Consider the following 15,803-nt stretch of genomic DNA (forward strand, 5'->3'; position numbering starts at 1 on the left):
ATATTAAGATTTCTGTTCCCAGATTCGTACTAAATTAATAATTACTTCTGTTGCCTTCTCCATATCCTGCACAGATACCCATTCCAGCTTTGAATGAAACGCATGTTCGCCTGCAAATATATTCGGACAAGGCAAACCCATAAAAGATAAACGAGACCCATCCGTCCCTCCTCTGATACTCCGTTGTTCTGGTTTCATCCCTGAGCGTCTTATCGCTTCCAAAGCATAATCAACCACTTTCGGGTGATTCACCAATACCTCTTTCATATTTCGATACTGCTCAATCACCTTAAAATCGACACTTGAATGAGGATAATTCTTCAATACCTCATTCACAATATTTTGCAGATATGCTTCCTTTTCATGCAAACCCGCCACCGTAAAATCTCTGATAATAAAATCGAGTTTAACCTGCTCTTGTATACCCGATATTTGGGTAGGATGAATAAAACCTTCGTAATCTTCGGTAGTTTCAGGTGATAAGGTATCTTTAGGCAAGGCAGCCAAAATATCAGCTGCTATTTTCATGGCATTTTCCAATTTCCCTTTAGCAAAGCCCGGATGAGTACTCACACCATTTATCGTTAAACTTACCGCATCCGCTGAAAAAGTTTCATCTTCCAAAGTACCCACCGTTTCGCCATCCATGGTATAGGCATAGTCAGCGCCCAGTTTCTTCAAATCTACTTTTTCAGTTCCCCGTCCTACTTCTTCATCAGGTGTAAACAAAATCCTGATAGTACCATGAATTATCTCAGGGTGTTGCATCAGGTATTCAGCTGCTGCCATGATTTCGGCAACACCCGATTTATTGTCAGCCCCTAATAAGGTCGTTCCACTGGCAGTAATAATATCATTTCCTAGTTGATGCTTCAAATCAGGGTGCTCTGATATTTTAATCACCTGCGTAGAGTCATCAGGCAGAACAATGTCTGTTCCATCCCAATACTCGCTTACCATTGGCTTCACCCCTGCTCCACTACAATCAGGTGACGTATCCACATGCGAACAAAAACAGATTACGGGAACATTCTTAGCTGAATTACCCGGGATGGTAGCATATACATACCCCCAATCATCCAGATGTGCATCTGTAATACCCATCGCCAACAATTCTTCAACTAATAATCTGCTCAAATCTTTCTGCTTTTCAGTCGATGGGTTTGATGTTGAATTTGGGTCTGATTGAGTATCAATCTGTACGTAACGTAGAAACTTCTCTTTTACATTATATATAGCATCAGCAATAGGTGTCATGATTAATGAGTGAATTAGCGAATGAGTGATTAAAAACTTTATAACATTTTAAAGAGACTTCATTGCACCTTTCAATTATTTCAATCAGCCGGAATACCCAATACTCTTTGCAAATCGGCTGGAGAATAATTAATATTTTTCAAAGTCTTATCATCACCTTTTCTGTATACCAGAAATTTCCCCTCTACTTCCTTATAATAAGACTCCGTTCCTTTTTCAGCGTAGTGCCTCATGGTGTCTTCTGCTTCGGCAACTGACGTACAAGCCTTACTCATATTCGAACGTTGTACTTCATCAAACAAGGCGCGGAATTTTTCGCCCAGACCAAACTCCAGAATTGCGCCTGCCAATACGTATTGTATATCGGCCAAAGCATCAGCTACCCCTACTATATCTTTTTCTTCAATGGCTTCTTTTAATTCATTTAGTTCTTCAGCAATGAGTGATACTCTTAGGTCACATCTTTGTTTAGACGGTATTTGAGGGCTTTCTAAAATAGGGTGTTTAAAAGTTCGGTGAAAATCAGCTACCTGATTAAGACAATCTAATGCTTGCATAAATTAAGAAAAAATTTATTTTTTATTTAATAATATTTTAATCTATTGACTTTAAGCCAATTTTTGGTTTATTTTATTTCAAAAACACGAAAGAGAAAATATCTTTTAATTTTTTCGACGAAATATTTTCGCCGTAAAATAAATAAACAGATATTAGCATTTGCAAAGTTGAGCAAATTTCAATAATATTGCTACGTAACTGAAGTCAAATTATCAAAACCCAACAAATCATGAACAAATTTTATAGACTTCTTTCAGTGGTAACGTTAGCGTTATCTGTTGCTTTATGGTCATGTAAAGGAGATCAAGGTCCTCAAGGTCCTGCAGGTCCACAAGGTGCTCAAGGTCCTACAGGTGCTGTAGGTGCCGTAGGTGCAACTGGCGCTGTAGGTGCTACCGGTGCTCAAGGTGCTACTGGCGCTACAGGTGCTAATGGTACTAATGGTAAGGACGGAAACGCCAACGTGAAGTGGGCTGAAGCAACAGTAGCCGCAGCTGATTGGAAGACAGTAGATGCAGCAGGTACCGGAGTTGGCAATACAGGCCAAGTTGGCGCAGTTGAAAAAACAGATGCCAACATCACAGCCAGCAGTATTGTAATGGCTTATGTAAAAGTCGGCACTCAATGGGTTGCGTTGCCAAGAGTTCTTGTTAAGGAAACAGATGGTTCTACAGAACAGGTTAGTTTCGGTTTCGAAACAGGAAAGATTTCAATGTATTATAGTTCAAAAGCCGCAAATGGCGTAATGAGCTACAAGCCACAAACAAGTCTTGTATTTGGTTACTCAACTATCGAGAAGACTCTTTTAGCAAACATGAAAGCTGCCGGTGTTAATTTAAGAAGCCGCGAAGCTGTAAATGCTTACTTACAAACTCATCGTTAATCCGTAAATTACACAACAATAGTAGGTTACGAAAAAAAGCATAAAAAAACCTCCTTGACGGGAGGTTTTTTTATGCTTTTTTGTTAACAAAGGGTATTACTATAAACTTTTATGAAAAGGCTGATTATTTTATTTATCCTGAGTTTTACTTTTAGTTTTTCTACTACCGCACAATTACTAACTGATGCTGATTCCAAACAAACGATTATCAAAGGTTTGGATAAGTTATATAATTATGAATTTAAGGAGGCCGATACTTTCTTTCAGAAAGTAAAAGCCAAATATCCACATCATCCGGTTACTCCACTTTTAAGTGCCTTACAGGTGCAGTGGCAGAATCTTCCCCTCGAAAAAAATCTAAGGGCTGTTAATCTCTATATGTCGCTTCTGGAAAAATGTCAGACTCTGGCTGAACCTATGCTGAAAGATCCTAACCGAAAAGCAGAAGCTACTTTTTTCTTGCTGGCCTCACATGGCTACATTACATTAGCCTATACCTATAGAAAAGAACCTATGAAAGCTGCCAATGAAGCCCGAAAAGCCTATGGCTACATGAAAGATGGGTTTGGGATGATAGAACGAAATCCTGAATTTTATTTTACTTCCGGTTTATATAACTATTATCGTATCCAATACCCTGAAACTCACCCTATGGTGAAGCCCGTAGTTATTTTCTTCGAAAATGGCAATAAAAAAATAGGTTTAAACCAACTGGAACTGGCTGTACAACGCTCTATTTTTTCGAGGGTTGAGGCAGCTTATTATTATATGAACGTGAATTTAAAATATGAACTCAATTATAATAAAGCTCTTATATACGCTGACCAATTGCATGATAAATATCCTAATAACCCCGTTTATTTGATGCGTTATGCCGAAACACTGGTAATGCTTGGCAAATACGAAGAGGCTATTCCAAAAATAAATACCTTGCATAAAATTAATAGTCCGGTTTATCAGATTGCGGCTAATCTGTTTGATGGATTAATGGCTGAGAAAGCAAAAAAGAATGATAAACAGGCATTAGAGTTTTATAATAATGTTTTAAAAAACGAACCGGACGAACGCTATACCAAAGATTATTACGCCATGACTTACCTCGGTTTAGGCAGAATTGCCGAGAGAGCCGGGAATAAAAAACGAGCGAATGAGCTATATAATAAAGCACTCGATACTGCTGAAAATAAAGGTGTAATTGCTGAAGCAAAACGAAATATAGGAAAATAACAAATTATTTTTTCCAGAATTTTATCCTCCAAAATCGCCACTTTTTTTATAAATAATTTACAATTTTTGTAGCTGTAAAAAACATACCTAAGCACCTGATAATAACAATATTATCAGGCATTTTTTTGCTTGTTATGTCTATCAGAATTATAGGCTTTTGTCCTATTTAAGCAACCCACCTTATCTTATTTTCCGTCTTACAAATAAGACGGAAGGCTATTAATTTTTATTTGGCAACGCAACCCTCATTTTAAAATGTCCGTAAAGCTTGTAATTACTACGCATTTTAAACCAAATAAAACTTATACTTTCTATGGAACAAACACAATTAAGTAGAGGGCAATTTTTACGACAGCTTGGATTGAGTACAGGTGCATTAATGGCTTTTTACTGCATGGGTACAGGATTAACTGCCTGCTCAAGTTCAGACGATGGTGACCCAAATCCAAACCCGGGCCCTGGACCAGGACCCGGTACCAGCACAGCAATAAAAGGTACAACCAGTGGTGCAAACATCGATTTTACGATTGATTTGACTCATGCTGATTTCAGCAAACTAAAAACAAATGGTGAGTTTAGTTATGTATCCAACATCATTGTTGTAAATACAGGGGGCACTTATGCAGCCTTATCAAAATTATGCACGCATGAGGGCAGCACAATAGCATTTCGCCCTGCTACCAACGATTTGAAATGCCCGAATCATGGTTCAGAATTTAACTTAGATGGCTCGGTAAAACTATCTCCTGCAACTAATGCCTTAACAGTGTATAAAACCGAAATTCAGAACAGTGGCAATACGCTACGGGTTCGTGCCTAAACAGGCTTTGTGGATATATGTGTTTCTTATAAGATTTTGATATATGTGTTTCTGAATAGTGTGTTTCCAGGGCAAGGAGGATGGCGACATCCTCCCCTTTTTAGAACCAAACAATTTTAATAGATAGGTATGAAACAAATTTCTTTATTGCTCTTTTTTGTCCTGCTTTCTGTAGTTGCTTTTGCTCAAGTCACCGAATCTGACAGTCTTTTAGCTGATTTAGATACAACTGCTGAAACACCAAAGTTATTACCCGATAAAATGCTATTGACACAAAGGATTTTCTGGGGAGAAAAAGGGCTGTTTAGAAAAGTAGGCATCGCACCCGAATTAACGGCTGAAAACAGAGCCAGAGAATTGAAAGTAAGAAGAACCATGTTTAAAATTCATCAGGCAATGGGTTTGTTAACTGCCGCAGGTATGTTGGCTCAGGGCTTTTTAGGTGCTAAACTTTATAGAGCAGGTGGTGATGATTATACCAGAATTAAAAGAGCACACGAGGCTACTGCATTAGGTATTAATATAGCCTATGGCACAACGGCATTGATGGCCTTTACCGCTCCACCGGCTATGCTCAACCGAAAAGGTATCAGCAATGTAAAAGTGCACAAAATCTTATCATACGTTCACTTTACAGGTATGATAACCACCAATGTACTGGCGCGCAAGATAAGTGATGATTTTACACTAAAACCATATCACAGAGCAGCAGCATTTACCACTTTCGGTGCCTATTTTGCTGCTATGGCTATTTTAAAATTTGAGTTTTGATACAACTGAGATTGTCAGACATGCCCTAATGAAATCCTTCGCAACGTTTTAAATATATACCCAATTAAAGAAATGAGAACTTTAGAGAACTTTATAGCCATTATTATTTTATTTACTGTTTTTGCATTTTCACCCAATGTAGATAGCAGAAAAATTGTTGCCGATAAAAAGACCTCTACTGTTACCTATGCCATGACCCATCCGGCACACGATTGGGAAGGGGTTTGCAAAGATGTAAACGCAGTAATTGTATATGACGATGCTACCAAAACCATCAGTCAGGTAGCGGTATCCATGAGAGTAGATGCTTTTGATAGTGGTAATGCCAATCGTGATTCGCACGCCATAGAAGTAATGGAGGGATTGAAATATCCGAAAGTAACTTTTACCAGTAATAAGATTAAAAATGATAATAATAAACTAACTGCTGAAGGAAACCTTACGTTTCACGGTGTTACAAAACCTGTAACTATCGTTGTAACCCGCACAGATAGTGATAAAAGAATAGCGCTTGATGGTAAATTTGATATTTTGCTGAGCCAGTTTCAGGTTGAACGTCCATCCTTATTCGGGGTAAAAACCCGAGACGAAGTGAAGCTTAGCTTCAAGGTGTTTTTTCCATTATAGTATTACTTAACTTTAAGCCATGAAAGGTGGAGGTAATGTGAGAAATTCACGTTACTTCCACTTTAATGTTTCTAAGATATGTCTGCAATCTGCTTTCATGTAGTCAATTACCGGACGAAGAGAATCATTCTTAGTAGCTGTCATCAGATATAAAGCCCCTCTTAAATAATGCTTGGTAGTATCCGTTACAAAAAATTGATAATGACTCGGCACCTCTCCCTCTAGTTCAAATACAACAGCCTTTTTCCCTGATTTCGTTGTCAGTATCCCATCTTTAATAGAATACGCTTTTTTATCATGGTGAAATGCCAGTTTAGCAGCATCGCCCATCATATTCTGCAAACGCTTAGGGTCATTGTTGACAGGCTTATAGGTAAACTGAATGCGGGTATTCAATGTAGGATAATATAAAACTATCCAATGCGGTTCGGCATTCATGAAAGTATCTTTCTGAACAATCGCCGCTTTTGAATATTCAAAAGTATAGGGATGGTCTTCTTTCAAAGATTGATAAGTATGCGGAGGTAAATCCAGACGATTAAAACCTGTTGGCTTCGGATGATAATCCGGCTCTTTTTCGCCACAGGCATAGATTGCGGTTGCTACTACAAAAACTAATACGAACCTGATAAGGTTGAGTTTAGACATCATTCTTCAACAACATTAATATAGATATACGCCTGTTTTTGCTTCATCGCCCAGAATTACCTGAATATGCTCATTTAAAGTAGTAGAAAGCGAATACCCTACATAATCGGCCGCAATAGGATACATCGGGTGATTTCTATCAACAACTACAGCTACCTGTATTTTCTTTAAAGGAATACTCAAAAACGGACGTAAGCTATAGGCCAGCGTTCTGCCTGTGTTTAACACATCATCACATAAAACGACATTTTTGTCCCGAAAAGTATCTACCTCACTTTCTATCTTAATATCTGGCTGCGATTGCGCCTGTTTATCTACACTTACTTTAGCGATTGTTACCGATAAAGAAGAGATTTGTTTTAATTCAGCCACCAACTTTTCGGCAAAATGATACCCCTCGCCATTGATTCCTGCAATAATTACTTCCGACTCATCAAAGTTCTGCTCGTAAATCTGATAGGCTATACGGCGGATTTTTTGAAAAGTTTCGGTACTGTTCAATAATTGATTGGACATAATTTTTTCAGTTAGCCATGATGTGTACTTTCATACCTGGTATTTCCATACCGGGTTGTACTTGATTTTGGCATAGTTTATGTAAACGACTATACAGGATAAATCACCAACAAAGATACTTAAAACTTATTACATCTATCTATGAAGCTATTAAAATACGTTTGCTCAGTTTTAGTTCTGTTACTCTTTATAAATGCATCAAAACCAGATGGAAGAATTACAAGCACTAATAAAAGAGCAAATAATGAATTAACAGACCGAATCAGAATGTCATTCAAAGGTGGCAATCCTAAAATGCTTGCCAGTTGCCTTAGTCAGGAAATAGAGTTAATTATTGATTCCGAAAAAATTGATTTTCAGAAAATATCATCACAACAAGCTGAACAGATTTTTAAATTGTTTTTTCAGCATAATCCGCCATTGTCTTTTCAATTCGTTTATCAGGGTTCATCAAATATTGATTTAAAATATAGCGTAGGTAATTATCGCAGCCGTAACAAAGATTTTCTGGTGTATATTTTAGTAAAAAGAGGTGAGAATAATAAGTATGTAATAGACACCATTCAGTTTCGGGAAAGTTAGAAATTCATTTATGTACCTAAAAAGTATAAAATAATAGTGAGGGGTTCTGATATTATCAGAGCCTTTTTCTATTTTTGTGCTTTCATTTAAGTACAAACCAAAAAAATGATAGTTAAAACAAAGAAATTTGCATTAGATAAAAAAGATTACGTAAGTATTGCCTTTAAACGCCACATGCGCAAAGATTGGAAATGGTTGTTGATTCCGGCAGCGGTAGTTATTTTAGGGCTGGTATTACACTTTACAGGTTCATACAAAAACTGGTGGATTCCGGTAGTGGCAGTTGTTGGAGGTGGTTTATATGTTTTGTTCTGGTATGCGCAATTTTATGCGGCATCGCAAATGGAACAAAACAAACAGATGTTCGATAAATTCATGTACGAAATAGATAGTCGTCAGATATTGGTAAAACTGAATCAGAAAGAGGGTGGCATCATGAAGTGGGAAAGCATTCAGTCGGCAGAAAAAAATGAGGATTCCTATTTACTGATTATCGGTAAAGGCCAGTTTCTTCGTTTCCCGTTCAATGTCTTCAACAGTGAACATGATATGAAACTCTTCGAATCTATCCTGAAAAGAAAAGAATTACTTCCGGCATAAATAAAAAACCTCGCAGACTGCGAGGTTTTTTTTATTCTTGTGTATGACGATTTTTCAAATCGTTTTCTGACGAACAACGATTTAAAAAATCGTTATACAAATTTTATCTGCTTAATCACCTTCTCAAACTCTGCCAGATGCTCATCTGAAAAATCATGATGGGTAACAAATCTTACTAGGTGTTTTCCAAAAGTCACGCAACCCAGATTATATTCTTTTGCCTTAGCAACAAATTCAGTAGCAAGAATAGATGCCGGCAATCTGAAAATAACAATATTGGTATCAATCGGATAAATTTCTTCTACAAAGGACAAGGCCGCTAACATCTGCCCGATTTTTCTTGCTCTGGCATGGTCTTCTTTCAGGCGTTCAATATGATTATCTAAAGCATAAATACCTGCGGCAGCTAAAAAACCTGCTTGTCGCCAGCCACCACCCATTGCTTTACGCGCACGACGGGCTTTTTTAATAAAATCCTTTTTTCCTATTAGTAAAGACCCCACAGGACATCCCAAGCCTTTCGATAAACAAATACTGATGGAATCAAACAATTGTCCATGCGTTAAAGTAGATTCACCAGTTTCTACTAATGCATTGAAGATTCTTGCACCATCTAAATGTAATGGAAGCTGATTCTCGTTACATATCTGTCTGATAGCTTCAATCTCCGATAATTCATAATAACATCCCCCACCCTTGTTCATGGTATTCTCAAGAGATACCAAACGGGTAATTGGCTGATGAATATCATCCGGATTATTAATGGCATCACGCACTTGCTGCGCATTGATTCTGCCCTTATCTCCATCTAATAATTTTAAAGAAGAAAAAGAATTAAGCGATACTCCTCCACCCTCATATAAATAGATATGCGATAACTTATCGCAAATTACTTCGCTACCCGGCAAAGTATGAACTCTGATAGCCAACTGATTGGTCATAGTTCCTGAAGCACAGAATAGTGCGGCTTCCATACCAAATAGGGCTGCAGCTTTTTCTTCCAGAGCTATTACGGTCGGGTCGTCACCAAATACATCGTCTCCTAATTCAGCCGAAAACATGGCCTCTCTCATTCCTAGGGTAGGTTTCGTAACGGTATCGCTTCTTAAATCTATAAACATAAAGGGGTATAGGTGTTATTTATATATGAAATGTAAAAGATGTCACAAATTAACTATTTTTTACCTTGTCAATTAACACATACAATCAGAAAAGCCAATTAAAATAGCTAAACGTTTAAAATCTTGCGAGCAAGCATGTGTTTGTTTGTGGTTACATAATCAACAAAATTTATCAATTTCCTGACGTTCGTCGAATATCTGAAAGAATAATTGCAAAAGTCTTAACTTTTTCAAAATTTTACATTAATTAGATTTAACTAACCTACTACGACAATGGCAGTTTTCAACTTAACAGTAAATAATAAAAAAGTGAAAGTGGATGTCGAGCCAGATATGCCACTTCTTTGGGTTATCCGTGATTTTGTTGGCTTAAAAGGAACCAAATTTGGCTGCGGAATGGCCATGTGCGGTGCCTGCACCGTTCATCTGAATGGTCAACCTATCCGTTCGTGTCAGACACCTATCTCAACTGTTGCCAAAAATGCCAAAATAACAACAGTTGAAGGCATTGGTGAAGTACAACTTCACGCAGTTCAGCAAGCCTGGATTGATGAGCAGGTTCCTCAATGTGGTTATTGTCAGTCTGGGCAAATCATGTCGGCGGTAGCTTTGTTAAAAACTACACCCAATCCTACGGATGAAGACATTGATGCAGCGATGAGCGGTAATCTTTGCCGTTGCGGTACGTATGACCGTATCCGTAGAGCCATTCACAAAGCATCTGACACCATGAAAGCCGGAGCAGGTGTGGGTGGAGGCAAATAATCTAACCTATTTACTACGAAAAAATGACAAATATTATGACTTCAAGACGCAATTTCTTAAAAACTTCAAGTTTAACTACTTTTGGTTTTGCCTTGGGAGTATCTTCTTTCGCCAAAGATGCTACACTCAAAAAGATAACTCCTGCCATCGTAAGTCTCGAAATAAATCCTTTTATTATTATTGACACTGCCGGAAATATCACATTGGTGAACCCTCGTCCTGATATGGGACAAGGTTCAACGCAGGCAGTTCCGTCACTCTTAGCCGAAGAACTGGAAGTAAGTCTGGATAAAGTGAAGATTGTACAAAGTGATGGCAAAGGAAAATATGGCAACCAGACCTCAGGTGGCAGTAGCTCAGTAAGAGCCTTGTGGCAACCTATCCGCAAAGCCGGAGCTGCCGCCCGCGAGATGCTTACCCAGACTGCCGCCAAACGTTGGAATGTTTCAGCGACGGAATGTTTTGCACAAGACGGTAAAATTGTGCATCGTGGAAGTAATAAAAGCTTTACTTATGGCGAATTAGCGGATGATGCTTCAAAATTAGAAATTCCAAAAAATCCTAAACTAAAAGAAGCCAAAGATTTCAAGATAATAGGTAAATACAATAAACGTCTCGATGTACCGGAGCGTGTAACAGGCAAAGCAGTTTATGGCTTGGATGTAGATGTGCCGGGCATGGTCTATGCCAGCATTGTACACTCGCCTATGCTTCATGGTAAAATCGCGTCTATTGATGATGCCGATACCAGGAAAGTAGCGGGGGTATTACAGGTAGTAAGAACCGAACGCCCGATGCCGCATCGCAAATCGGAAGCAGTGGCCGTAATTGCTACCAACTGGTGGGCAGCCCTAAAAGGCAAAAAAGCCTTGAAAGTACAATGGGATAATGGCGATTTTGAGAAAACCCTAAGTACACAAAAGTATTTTGAAGCTACTTATGCTGCTGCAAAAAAAGAGGGTATTAATTATGAAGAAAAAGGTGATTTTTCGGCAAAATATGCTTCTGCCTCAAAAAAGATAGAATCCAGTTACGAAACTCCATTCTTATCCCATGCGCCTATTGAGCCTGAAAATGCCATTGTACATGTCAAAGACGATGGCACCATAGAAATATGGGCACCAGTACAAGGACCGGATTGGGCATTGAGAGATGTATGCGGATACATGAATGTAAAGCCTGAACAGGTAAAAATCAATGTAACACTTTTAGGTGGTGCATTTGGCAGAAAAGCCTATCACGATTTTCTTTTAGAGGCTTGCCATCTATCAAAAGAATTGAAAAAACCTGTAAAGGTTATCTGGACACGTGAAGATGATATTACACAAGGGCCGTATCGTCCGGGTATGCTGAGCCATATGCAAGGATTTGTGGAAGAAGGCAAAATTACCGGATTCCATCACCATGCTATTGGGGAGTCTATTGCAGGGCAGGTATTTAAAGGATTAAAAGACGATGAAGCCGACCCTTGGTTAACTGGGGAGATAAGCCCCGAAAACAGCAAATACAACTTTGCTACGGCCTCAAAAATAAGCTGGACAAACGTAAAAACCGACATCCCCGTTGTATGGTGGCGCTCGGTATATGCTTCAAACTTTGGTTGGGGACAAGAATGCTTCATAGATGAATTGGCACATCTGGCAGGTAAAGACCCTTTGCAAGCCAGACTGGATATTTTAACTGACGAACGTTTCAGAAAAGTGCTGGAGACACTGGCCGAAAAAGCCAACTGGAACGAAAAACTACCAGCCGGACAAGGCAAAGGTATAGCCGTGTTCCGTTCGTTTGATAGTATTTCAGCCGCTTGCGTTACAGTAAGCAAAAAAGAAAACGGTGTTAATATTGATAAAGTAGTATCGGTAATTGATTGTGGCTACTATGTAAACCCCGATAACGTAAAAGCGCAGACTGAGGGGAATATTGTGATGGGTCTGACAGCCGCTATTAAAGATGGTATCACCTTTACTAATGGCGTTTGCGACCAGACCAATTTCCATCAGTTTAACCTGATGCGCATCAATGAAACACCAAAAATGGAAATCCATATCATTGATAGTGGAGCCAATCCGGGTGGTGTGGGTGAGCCGGGCTTACCTCCTATTGCTCCGGCATTAGGTAATGCCATTTTTGCAGCCACGGGCAAACGCATACGTAAATTGCCTTTTGATATTACGAATCTTGCTTAGTGTAGTATATTTAAGGGCAGAAATCAAATTCTGCCCTTTTTATTGATTAAATGCACTAAACATTGCTCCAATGTCTACTACCCTACTCAGCCACATCAAGAGATACATTGAATTAGACGAACAGGAAGAAAAGACTATACTGGCTTGTGTACAAAGCCTACATATAAAAAAGAAAGAATATTTATTAAAAGAAGGACAGATTTGCAAAGCCAGTTATTTTGTTGAAAAAGGTTGTTTGCGAATGTTTTTTGTTAGCGATAAAGGTGATGAACATACCAATAATTTCGCACTTGAAAACTGGTGGTTGAGTGACTATTCTACTCTATTAACCCAAAAACCTTCACTGTTTTATATTCAGGCAATTGAGAACTCCGATATCCTTGTACTTACTACTGAACAACAAGAAGTATTATCTAAAGAAATCCCTAAAATTGAACGATATTTCAGACTCATTCTACAAAGAGCATACGGCGCTTCACAAATACGTTTCAAACATACTTACAATCTTTCAAGAGAAGATATGTACCGCAATTTTCTGGGACTTCATCCTGAGTTTGTCAATCGTGTGCCGCAATATATGTTGGCTTCTTATCTGGGTTTCACACCAGAGTATTTAAGCGAAATCCGTAAAAAAAAGATATAAGTTATCGTTTCTTAAACCTGTTTAAGTTTTTTCAGGCGTCTGCTGCCGACCTTTGTACTCATTAAAACACAAACAAAAATGAGCACAAGAATCAATATCCAACAGGTTGAACCAGCAGCATTTAAAGCTATGTATGGACTCGCAAATTATGTACAAAATTCACAGGTCAGCAAAATACATCAACATTTAATCAAGATAAAAGCCTCTATGATTAACGGCTGTGCTTTTTGTCTAAATATGCATACCCGCGAAGCTAAAAAAGATGGAGAAACCGAACAACGCATCTATTTATTAAGCGCCTGGCGAGAAACTACACTATACACAGAAGAAGAAAGAGCCATATTAGCCCTGACTGAAGAAATAACCTCAATTCAGAATCATGTTTCTGAAGAAACGTATAAAGCCGCTGAGCGCTTATTTGATGCGAATCATTTAGCACAAATTATTGTAGCTATTGTAGCCATTAATGCATGGAACAGAATAGCTATTACTACAGAATTGCCTCTGGATTAACAAAATTTTAAATGTCCAAAAGCCGTAAGAAACACGCATTCTTATGGCTTTTGTTTTTATATATGAATGCAATTATTACTTTTGTATCGTAAGAAAAAGGAAATGGTGTCTTCCTAATTGAACCGCCTTAAACAAGCTGATGGCGCCTGATTGTAAATGTCCCTAACATTTAATCAGGATTTGTATGTCAAACAAAAATCAATCTCGCAAAATCATTCTCCAGATTCGTCTGTTTTTCAGACAATTCCCTGCTATTCCTTATTTATTCAAATGGATATTCATTAGTACAGTTATAGGTACTTGCATAGGTATTACGTCAGCCATCTTCTTACGCTCGCTTGATTGGGTAACGAATTTCAGAGAAACTCATCTATGGCTCATCGCCTTACTTCCCATTGGTGGCTTTGCTATTGGTTGGCTCTACCAACATTTAGGTACAGGCATTGAAGCAGGAAATAACTTATTGATAGATACCATCCATCAGCCACAGGAAATCATCCCATTCCGAATGGCGCCTTTTATTTATATAGGTACATTGGTTACCCACCTATTAGGAGGTTCAGCTGGAAGAGAAGGAACAGCCTTGCAAATGGCGGCTGCCATCGCCGACCAATTCACTAAACCTTTCAGATTAAATACAAATGAAAGAAAAATATTAATCATCGCGGCTATTGCAGCAGGTTTCGGATCTGTTTTCGGTACTCCTCTGGCCGGAGCAGTCTTTGGTTTAGAATTTTTTCTGATAGGCAGACTCAGGTATGATGCTATCCTTCCAGCCTTTCTATCAGCCATCATCGCCGATTTAGTAACTAAACTATGTCAGGTGCAACACACCGTTTATCATATTGATTTAGTACCTGATATATCTGCACTCACTCTATTATACGCTATCCTGACTGGTATAGCCGCAGGTGTATGTGCCGCAATTTTTAGTCGTACTATCCATTTCGTGAGTAGTCAATTTAAAAAATACATTAATTATGCTCCGCTCCGCCCTTTCATAGGAGGTATCATTGTAGTGCTTGGCATTTGGATCATTGGTACTACCAAATACATTGGTTTAGGTATACCAACTATAGCTCAGGCCTTTAATGAGCCACTACCCGCTTATGATTTTGCACTTAAAATGGCTTTTACCATTCTTACTTTAGCAGCAGGTTTTAAAGGTGGCGAGGTAACTCCCCTATTCTTTATAGGTGCTACTTTGGGGAATACTTTATCTTATTTCATTCCATTACCAATGGGTTTGCTCACAGGCATGGGCTTCGTAGCAGTCTTTGCCGGAGCTACTAATACCCCTCTCGCCTGTATGCTCATGGGCATAGAATTATTCGGCCATCAATGTGGCATTTACGTAGCAATTGCCTGCGTAGTAGCTTATTTATTATCAGGAAACACTACCATTTATCAAAAACAAATGATTGGCGAACCAAAACATAGTAGATTTGCACATCTGAAAGGCAAACGCATGAATGAGTTGAAGTAAACTTTATTGTGTATCACGATTTTTCAAATCGTGCCTAAAAAGTCTCAGCAAAGGGATAGATTAATACAGTAGAATGATACATTGTCGGAACGATTAGAAAAATCGTCATACACAAATACAAAGTATAGAAATATGGCATTAGAAATAGAAAGAAAATACTTAATCCATCAGGATAAATGGGATAATTTCCAAAAACCTGAGGGACAATTATTCAGGCAAGGCTACATTCTTAAAGACCCGGATAAAACAATCCGGGTAAGAGTAACCAATACAACCGCTTATCTGACTATCAAAGGTGCTTCTTTGGGAGCAACCAGAACAGAGTTTGAATATGAAATTCCGAAACAAGAAGGGATAGAATTGTTAGATAACTTCGCAGTATCCGAGCTTTCTAAAATCAGATACAAAGTTCTTTATAGCAATAAATTGTGGGAAGTTGATGTATTTCTGGGAAATAATGAAGGCTTAATTGTAGCGGAAATAGAACTAGAAAGCGAAGAGGAATCTTTTGAATTACCCGAGTGGATAAACGTAGAAGTAACAGGAGACAATAAATATTATAATTCAAACTTATCAGCCAATCCTTTTAAAAACTGGTAA

The 15,803-nt window shown here is 38.4% G+C and carries 18 protein-coding genes and 1 riboswitch; of the genes, 13 read left to right on the top strand and 5 right to left on the bottom strand.

Going from position 1 to position 15,803, the window contains the following annotated elements; all coding sequences use genetic code 11:
• Positions 1 to 3: 3 nt before the first annotated feature.
• Both pepT and D0T08_RS16665 read right to left on the bottom strand, forming a co-directional pair.
• Complete coding sequence (gene pepT / locus D0T08_RS16660) at positions 4 to 1,257, bottom strand: peptidase T (protein ID WP_116983810.1); 1,254 nt, start codon at positions 1,255 to 1,257, stop codon at positions 4 to 6.
• A gap of 80 nt (positions 1,258 to 1,337) precedes the next feature.
• Positions 1,338 to 1,814: a nucleoside triphosphate pyrophosphohydrolase family protein gene (locus D0T08_RS16665; protein ID WP_116983811.1), complete on the bottom strand. Its 477-nt coding sequence runs from the start codon at positions 1,812 to 1,814 to the stop codon at positions 1,338 to 1,340.
• Positions 1,815 to 2,071: 257 nt separating this feature from the next.
• Between D0T08_RS16665 and D0T08_RS27810 the strand changes: the two genes are divergently transcribed.
• From D0T08_RS27810 to D0T08_RS16690, 5 genes are all read left to right on the top strand, one after another.
• The gene (locus D0T08_RS27810; RefSeq protein ID WP_199538181.1) at positions 2,072 to 2,698 is read left to right on the top strand and encodes a collagen-like protein; all 627 of its coding nucleotides are present in this window, start codon (positions 2,072 to 2,074) and stop codon (positions 2,696 to 2,698) included.
• A 111-nt stretch (positions 2,699 to 2,809) separates the two neighbouring features.
• On the top strand, positions 2,810 to 3,925 hold the full coding sequence (locus D0T08_RS16675) for a M48 family metallopeptidase (protein ID WP_116983812.1): 1,116 nt from the start codon (positions 2,810 to 2,812) through the stop codon (positions 3,923 to 3,925).
• A gap of 313 nt (positions 3,926 to 4,238) precedes the next feature.
• Positions 4,239 to 4,745 carry a ubiquinol-cytochrome c reductase iron-sulfur subunit gene (locus D0T08_RS16680; protein ID WP_116983813.1) on the top strand — a complete coding sequence of 169 codons (507 nt, stop codon included), beginning with the start codon at positions 4,239 to 4,241 and terminating at the stop codon, positions 4,743 to 4,745.
• Between the two features lie 129 nt (positions 4,746 to 4,874).
• Positions 4,875 to 5,516, top strand: coding sequence for a hypothetical protein (locus D0T08_RS16685; RefSeq protein ID WP_116983814.1), 642 nt, complete (start codon positions 4,875 to 4,877; stop codon positions 5,514 to 5,516).
• A gap of 72 nt (positions 5,517 to 5,588) precedes the next feature.
• A complete protein-coding gene (locus tag D0T08_RS16690; RefSeq protein WP_116983815.1) occupies positions 5,589 to 6,143 on the top strand; it encodes a YceI family protein in 555 nt (184 codons plus the stop codon).
• 51 nt (positions 6,144 to 6,194) lie between these two features.
• Here the strand turns inward: D0T08_RS16690 and gldD are convergent, their stop codons facing one another.
• Together gldD and D0T08_RS16700 are read right to left on the bottom strand one after the other, a co-directional pair.
• Positions 6,195 to 6,794, bottom strand: coding sequence for a gliding motility lipoprotein GldD (gene gldD / locus D0T08_RS16695; protein WP_310586263.1), 600 nt, complete (start codon positions 6,792 to 6,794; stop codon positions 6,195 to 6,197).
• A 12-nt stretch (positions 6,795 to 6,806) separates the two neighbouring features.
• A complete protein-coding gene (locus tag D0T08_RS16700; RefSeq protein WP_116983817.1) occupies positions 6,807 to 7,307 on the bottom strand; it encodes a phosphoribosyltransferase family protein in 501 nt (166 codons plus the stop codon).
• A 141-nt stretch (positions 7,308 to 7,448) separates the two neighbouring features.
• On the opposite strand from D0T08_RS16700, the gene D0T08_RS16705 reads away from it, so the two are divergent.
• Together D0T08_RS16705 and D0T08_RS16710 are read left to right on the top strand one after the other, a co-directional pair.
• On the top strand, positions 7,449 to 7,889 hold the full coding sequence (locus tag D0T08_RS16705) for a DUF4783 domain-containing protein (protein WP_116983818.1): 441 nt from the start codon (positions 7,449 to 7,451) through the stop codon (positions 7,887 to 7,889).
• 105 nt (positions 7,890 to 7,994) lie between these two features.
• Positions 7,995 to 8,489, top strand: coding sequence for a YcxB family protein (locus D0T08_RS16710; protein ID WP_116983819.1), 495 nt, complete (start codon positions 7,995 to 7,997; stop codon positions 8,487 to 8,489).
• A 92-nt stretch (positions 8,490 to 8,581) separates the two neighbouring features.
• Here the strand turns inward: D0T08_RS16710 and D0T08_RS16715 are convergent, their stop codons facing one another.
• Positions 8,582 to 9,610, bottom strand: coding sequence for a low specificity L-threonine aldolase (locus tag D0T08_RS16715; RefSeq protein WP_116983820.1), 1,029 nt, complete (start codon positions 9,608 to 9,610; stop codon positions 8,582 to 8,584).
• A gap of 273 nt (positions 9,611 to 9,883) precedes the next feature.
• Here D0T08_RS16715 and D0T08_RS16720 point away from each other — a divergent pair, with 273 nt between their 5' ends.
• The 6 genes from D0T08_RS16720 (at position 9,884) to D0T08_RS16745 (ending at position 15,803) form a co-directional block, all read left to right on the top strand.
• A complete protein-coding gene (locus D0T08_RS16720; RefSeq protein WP_116983821.1) occupies positions 9,884 to 10,375 on the top strand; it encodes a (2Fe-2S)-binding protein in 492 nt (163 codons plus the stop codon).
• A 35-nt stretch (positions 10,376 to 10,410) separates the two neighbouring features.
• Positions 10,411 to 12,561 carry a molybdopterin cofactor-binding domain-containing protein gene (locus D0T08_RS16725; protein WP_229238978.1) on the top strand — a complete coding sequence of 717 codons (2,151 nt, stop codon included), beginning with the start codon at positions 10,411 to 10,413 and terminating at the stop codon, positions 12,559 to 12,561.
• A 70-nt stretch (positions 12,562 to 12,631) separates the two neighbouring features.
• Complete coding sequence (locus D0T08_RS16730) at positions 12,632 to 13,204, top strand: Crp/Fnr family transcriptional regulator (protein ID WP_116983823.1); 573 nt, start codon at positions 12,632 to 12,634, stop codon at positions 13,202 to 13,204.
• 78 nt (positions 13,205 to 13,282) lie between these two features.
• The gene (locus D0T08_RS16735) at positions 13,283 to 13,717 is read left to right on the top strand and encodes a carboxymuconolactone decarboxylase family protein (RefSeq protein ID WP_116983824.1); all 435 of its coding nucleotides are present in this window, start codon (positions 13,283 to 13,285) and stop codon (positions 13,715 to 13,717) included.
• Positions 13,718 to 13,806: 89 nt separating this feature from the next.
• A riboswitch (Fluoride riboswitch) is annotated at positions 13,807 to 13,873 on the top strand.
• A gap of 28 nt (positions 13,874 to 13,901) precedes the next feature.
• Positions 13,902 to 15,203: a voltage-gated chloride channel family protein gene (locus D0T08_RS16740; protein WP_116983825.1), complete on the top strand. Its 1,302-nt coding sequence runs from the start codon at positions 13,902 to 13,904 to the stop codon at positions 15,201 to 15,203.
• 132 nt (positions 15,204 to 15,335) lie between these two features.
• Positions 15,336 to 15,803: a CYTH domain-containing protein gene (locus D0T08_RS16745; protein ID WP_116983826.1), complete on the top strand. Its 468-nt coding sequence runs from the start codon at positions 15,336 to 15,338 to the stop codon at positions 15,801 to 15,803.

It is taken from the genome of Emticicia sp. C21, from assembly GCF_003418935.1.
Lineage (GTDB): Bacteria > Bacteroidota > Bacteroidia > Cytophagales > Spirosomataceae > Emticicia.

Excerpts from the sequence above, each read along its gene's own strand:
- D0T08_RS16720 (WP_116983821.1), top strand. The coding sequence starts at position 9,884 with ATGGCAGTTTTCAACTTAACAGTAAATAATAAAAAAGTGAAAGTGGAT.
- D0T08_RS16730 (WP_116983823.1), top strand. The coding sequence starts at position 12,632 with ATGTCTACTACCCTACTCAGCCACATCAAGAGATACATTGAATTAGAC.
- D0T08_RS16735 (WP_116983824.1), top strand. The coding sequence starts at position 13,283 with ATGAGCACAAGAATCAATATCCAACAGGTTGAACCAGCAGCATTTAAA.
- pepT (WP_116983810.1), bottom strand. The coding sequence starts at position 1,257 with ATGACACCTATTGCTGATGCTATATATAATGTAAAAGAGAAGTTTCTA.
- D0T08_RS16675 (WP_116983812.1), top strand. The coding sequence starts at position 2,810 with ATGAAAAGGCTGATTATTTTATTTATCCTGAGTTTTACTTTTAGTTTT.
- D0T08_RS16705 (WP_116983818.1), top strand. The coding sequence starts at position 7,449 with ATGAAGCTATTAAAATACGTTTGCTCAGTTTTAGTTCTGTTACTCTTT.
- D0T08_RS16680 (WP_116983813.1), top strand. The coding sequence starts at position 4,239 with ATGGAACAAACACAATTAAGTAGAGGGCAATTTTTACGACAGCTTGGA.
- D0T08_RS16685 (WP_116983814.1), top strand. The coding sequence starts at position 4,875 with ATGAAACAAATTTCTTTATTGCTCTTTTTTGTCCTGCTTTCTGTAGTT.
- gldD (WP_310586263.1), bottom strand. The coding sequence starts at position 6,794 with ATGATGTCTAAACTCAACCTTATCAGGTTCGTATTAGTTTTTGTAGTA.
- D0T08_RS16690 (WP_116983815.1), top strand. The coding sequence starts at position 5,589 with ATGAGAACTTTAGAGAACTTTATAGCCATTATTATTTTATTTACTGTT.
- D0T08_RS16710 (WP_116983819.1), top strand. The coding sequence starts at position 7,995 with ATGATAGTTAAAACAAAGAAATTTGCATTAGATAAAAAAGATTACGTA.
- D0T08_RS16665 (WP_116983811.1), bottom strand. The coding sequence starts at position 1,814 with ATGCAAGCATTAGATTGTCTTAATCAGGTAGCTGATTTTCACCGAACT.
- D0T08_RS16740 (WP_116983825.1), top strand. The coding sequence starts at position 13,902 with ATGTCAAACAAAAATCAATCTCGCAAAATCATTCTCCAGATTCGTCTG.
- D0T08_RS16745 (WP_116983826.1), top strand. The coding sequence starts at position 15,336 with ATGGCATTAGAAATAGAAAGAAAATACTTAATCCATCAGGATAAATGG.
- D0T08_RS16700 (WP_116983817.1), bottom strand. The coding sequence starts at position 7,307 with ATGTCCAATCAATTATTGAACAGTACCGAAACTTTTCAAAAAATCCGC.
- D0T08_RS16715 (WP_116983820.1), bottom strand. The coding sequence starts at position 9,610 with ATGTTTATAGATTTAAGAAGCGATACCGTTACGAAACCTACCCTAGGA.
- D0T08_RS16725 (WP_229238978.1), top strand. The coding sequence starts at position 10,411 with ATGACTTCAAGACGCAATTTCTTAAAAACTTCAAGTTTAACTACTTTT.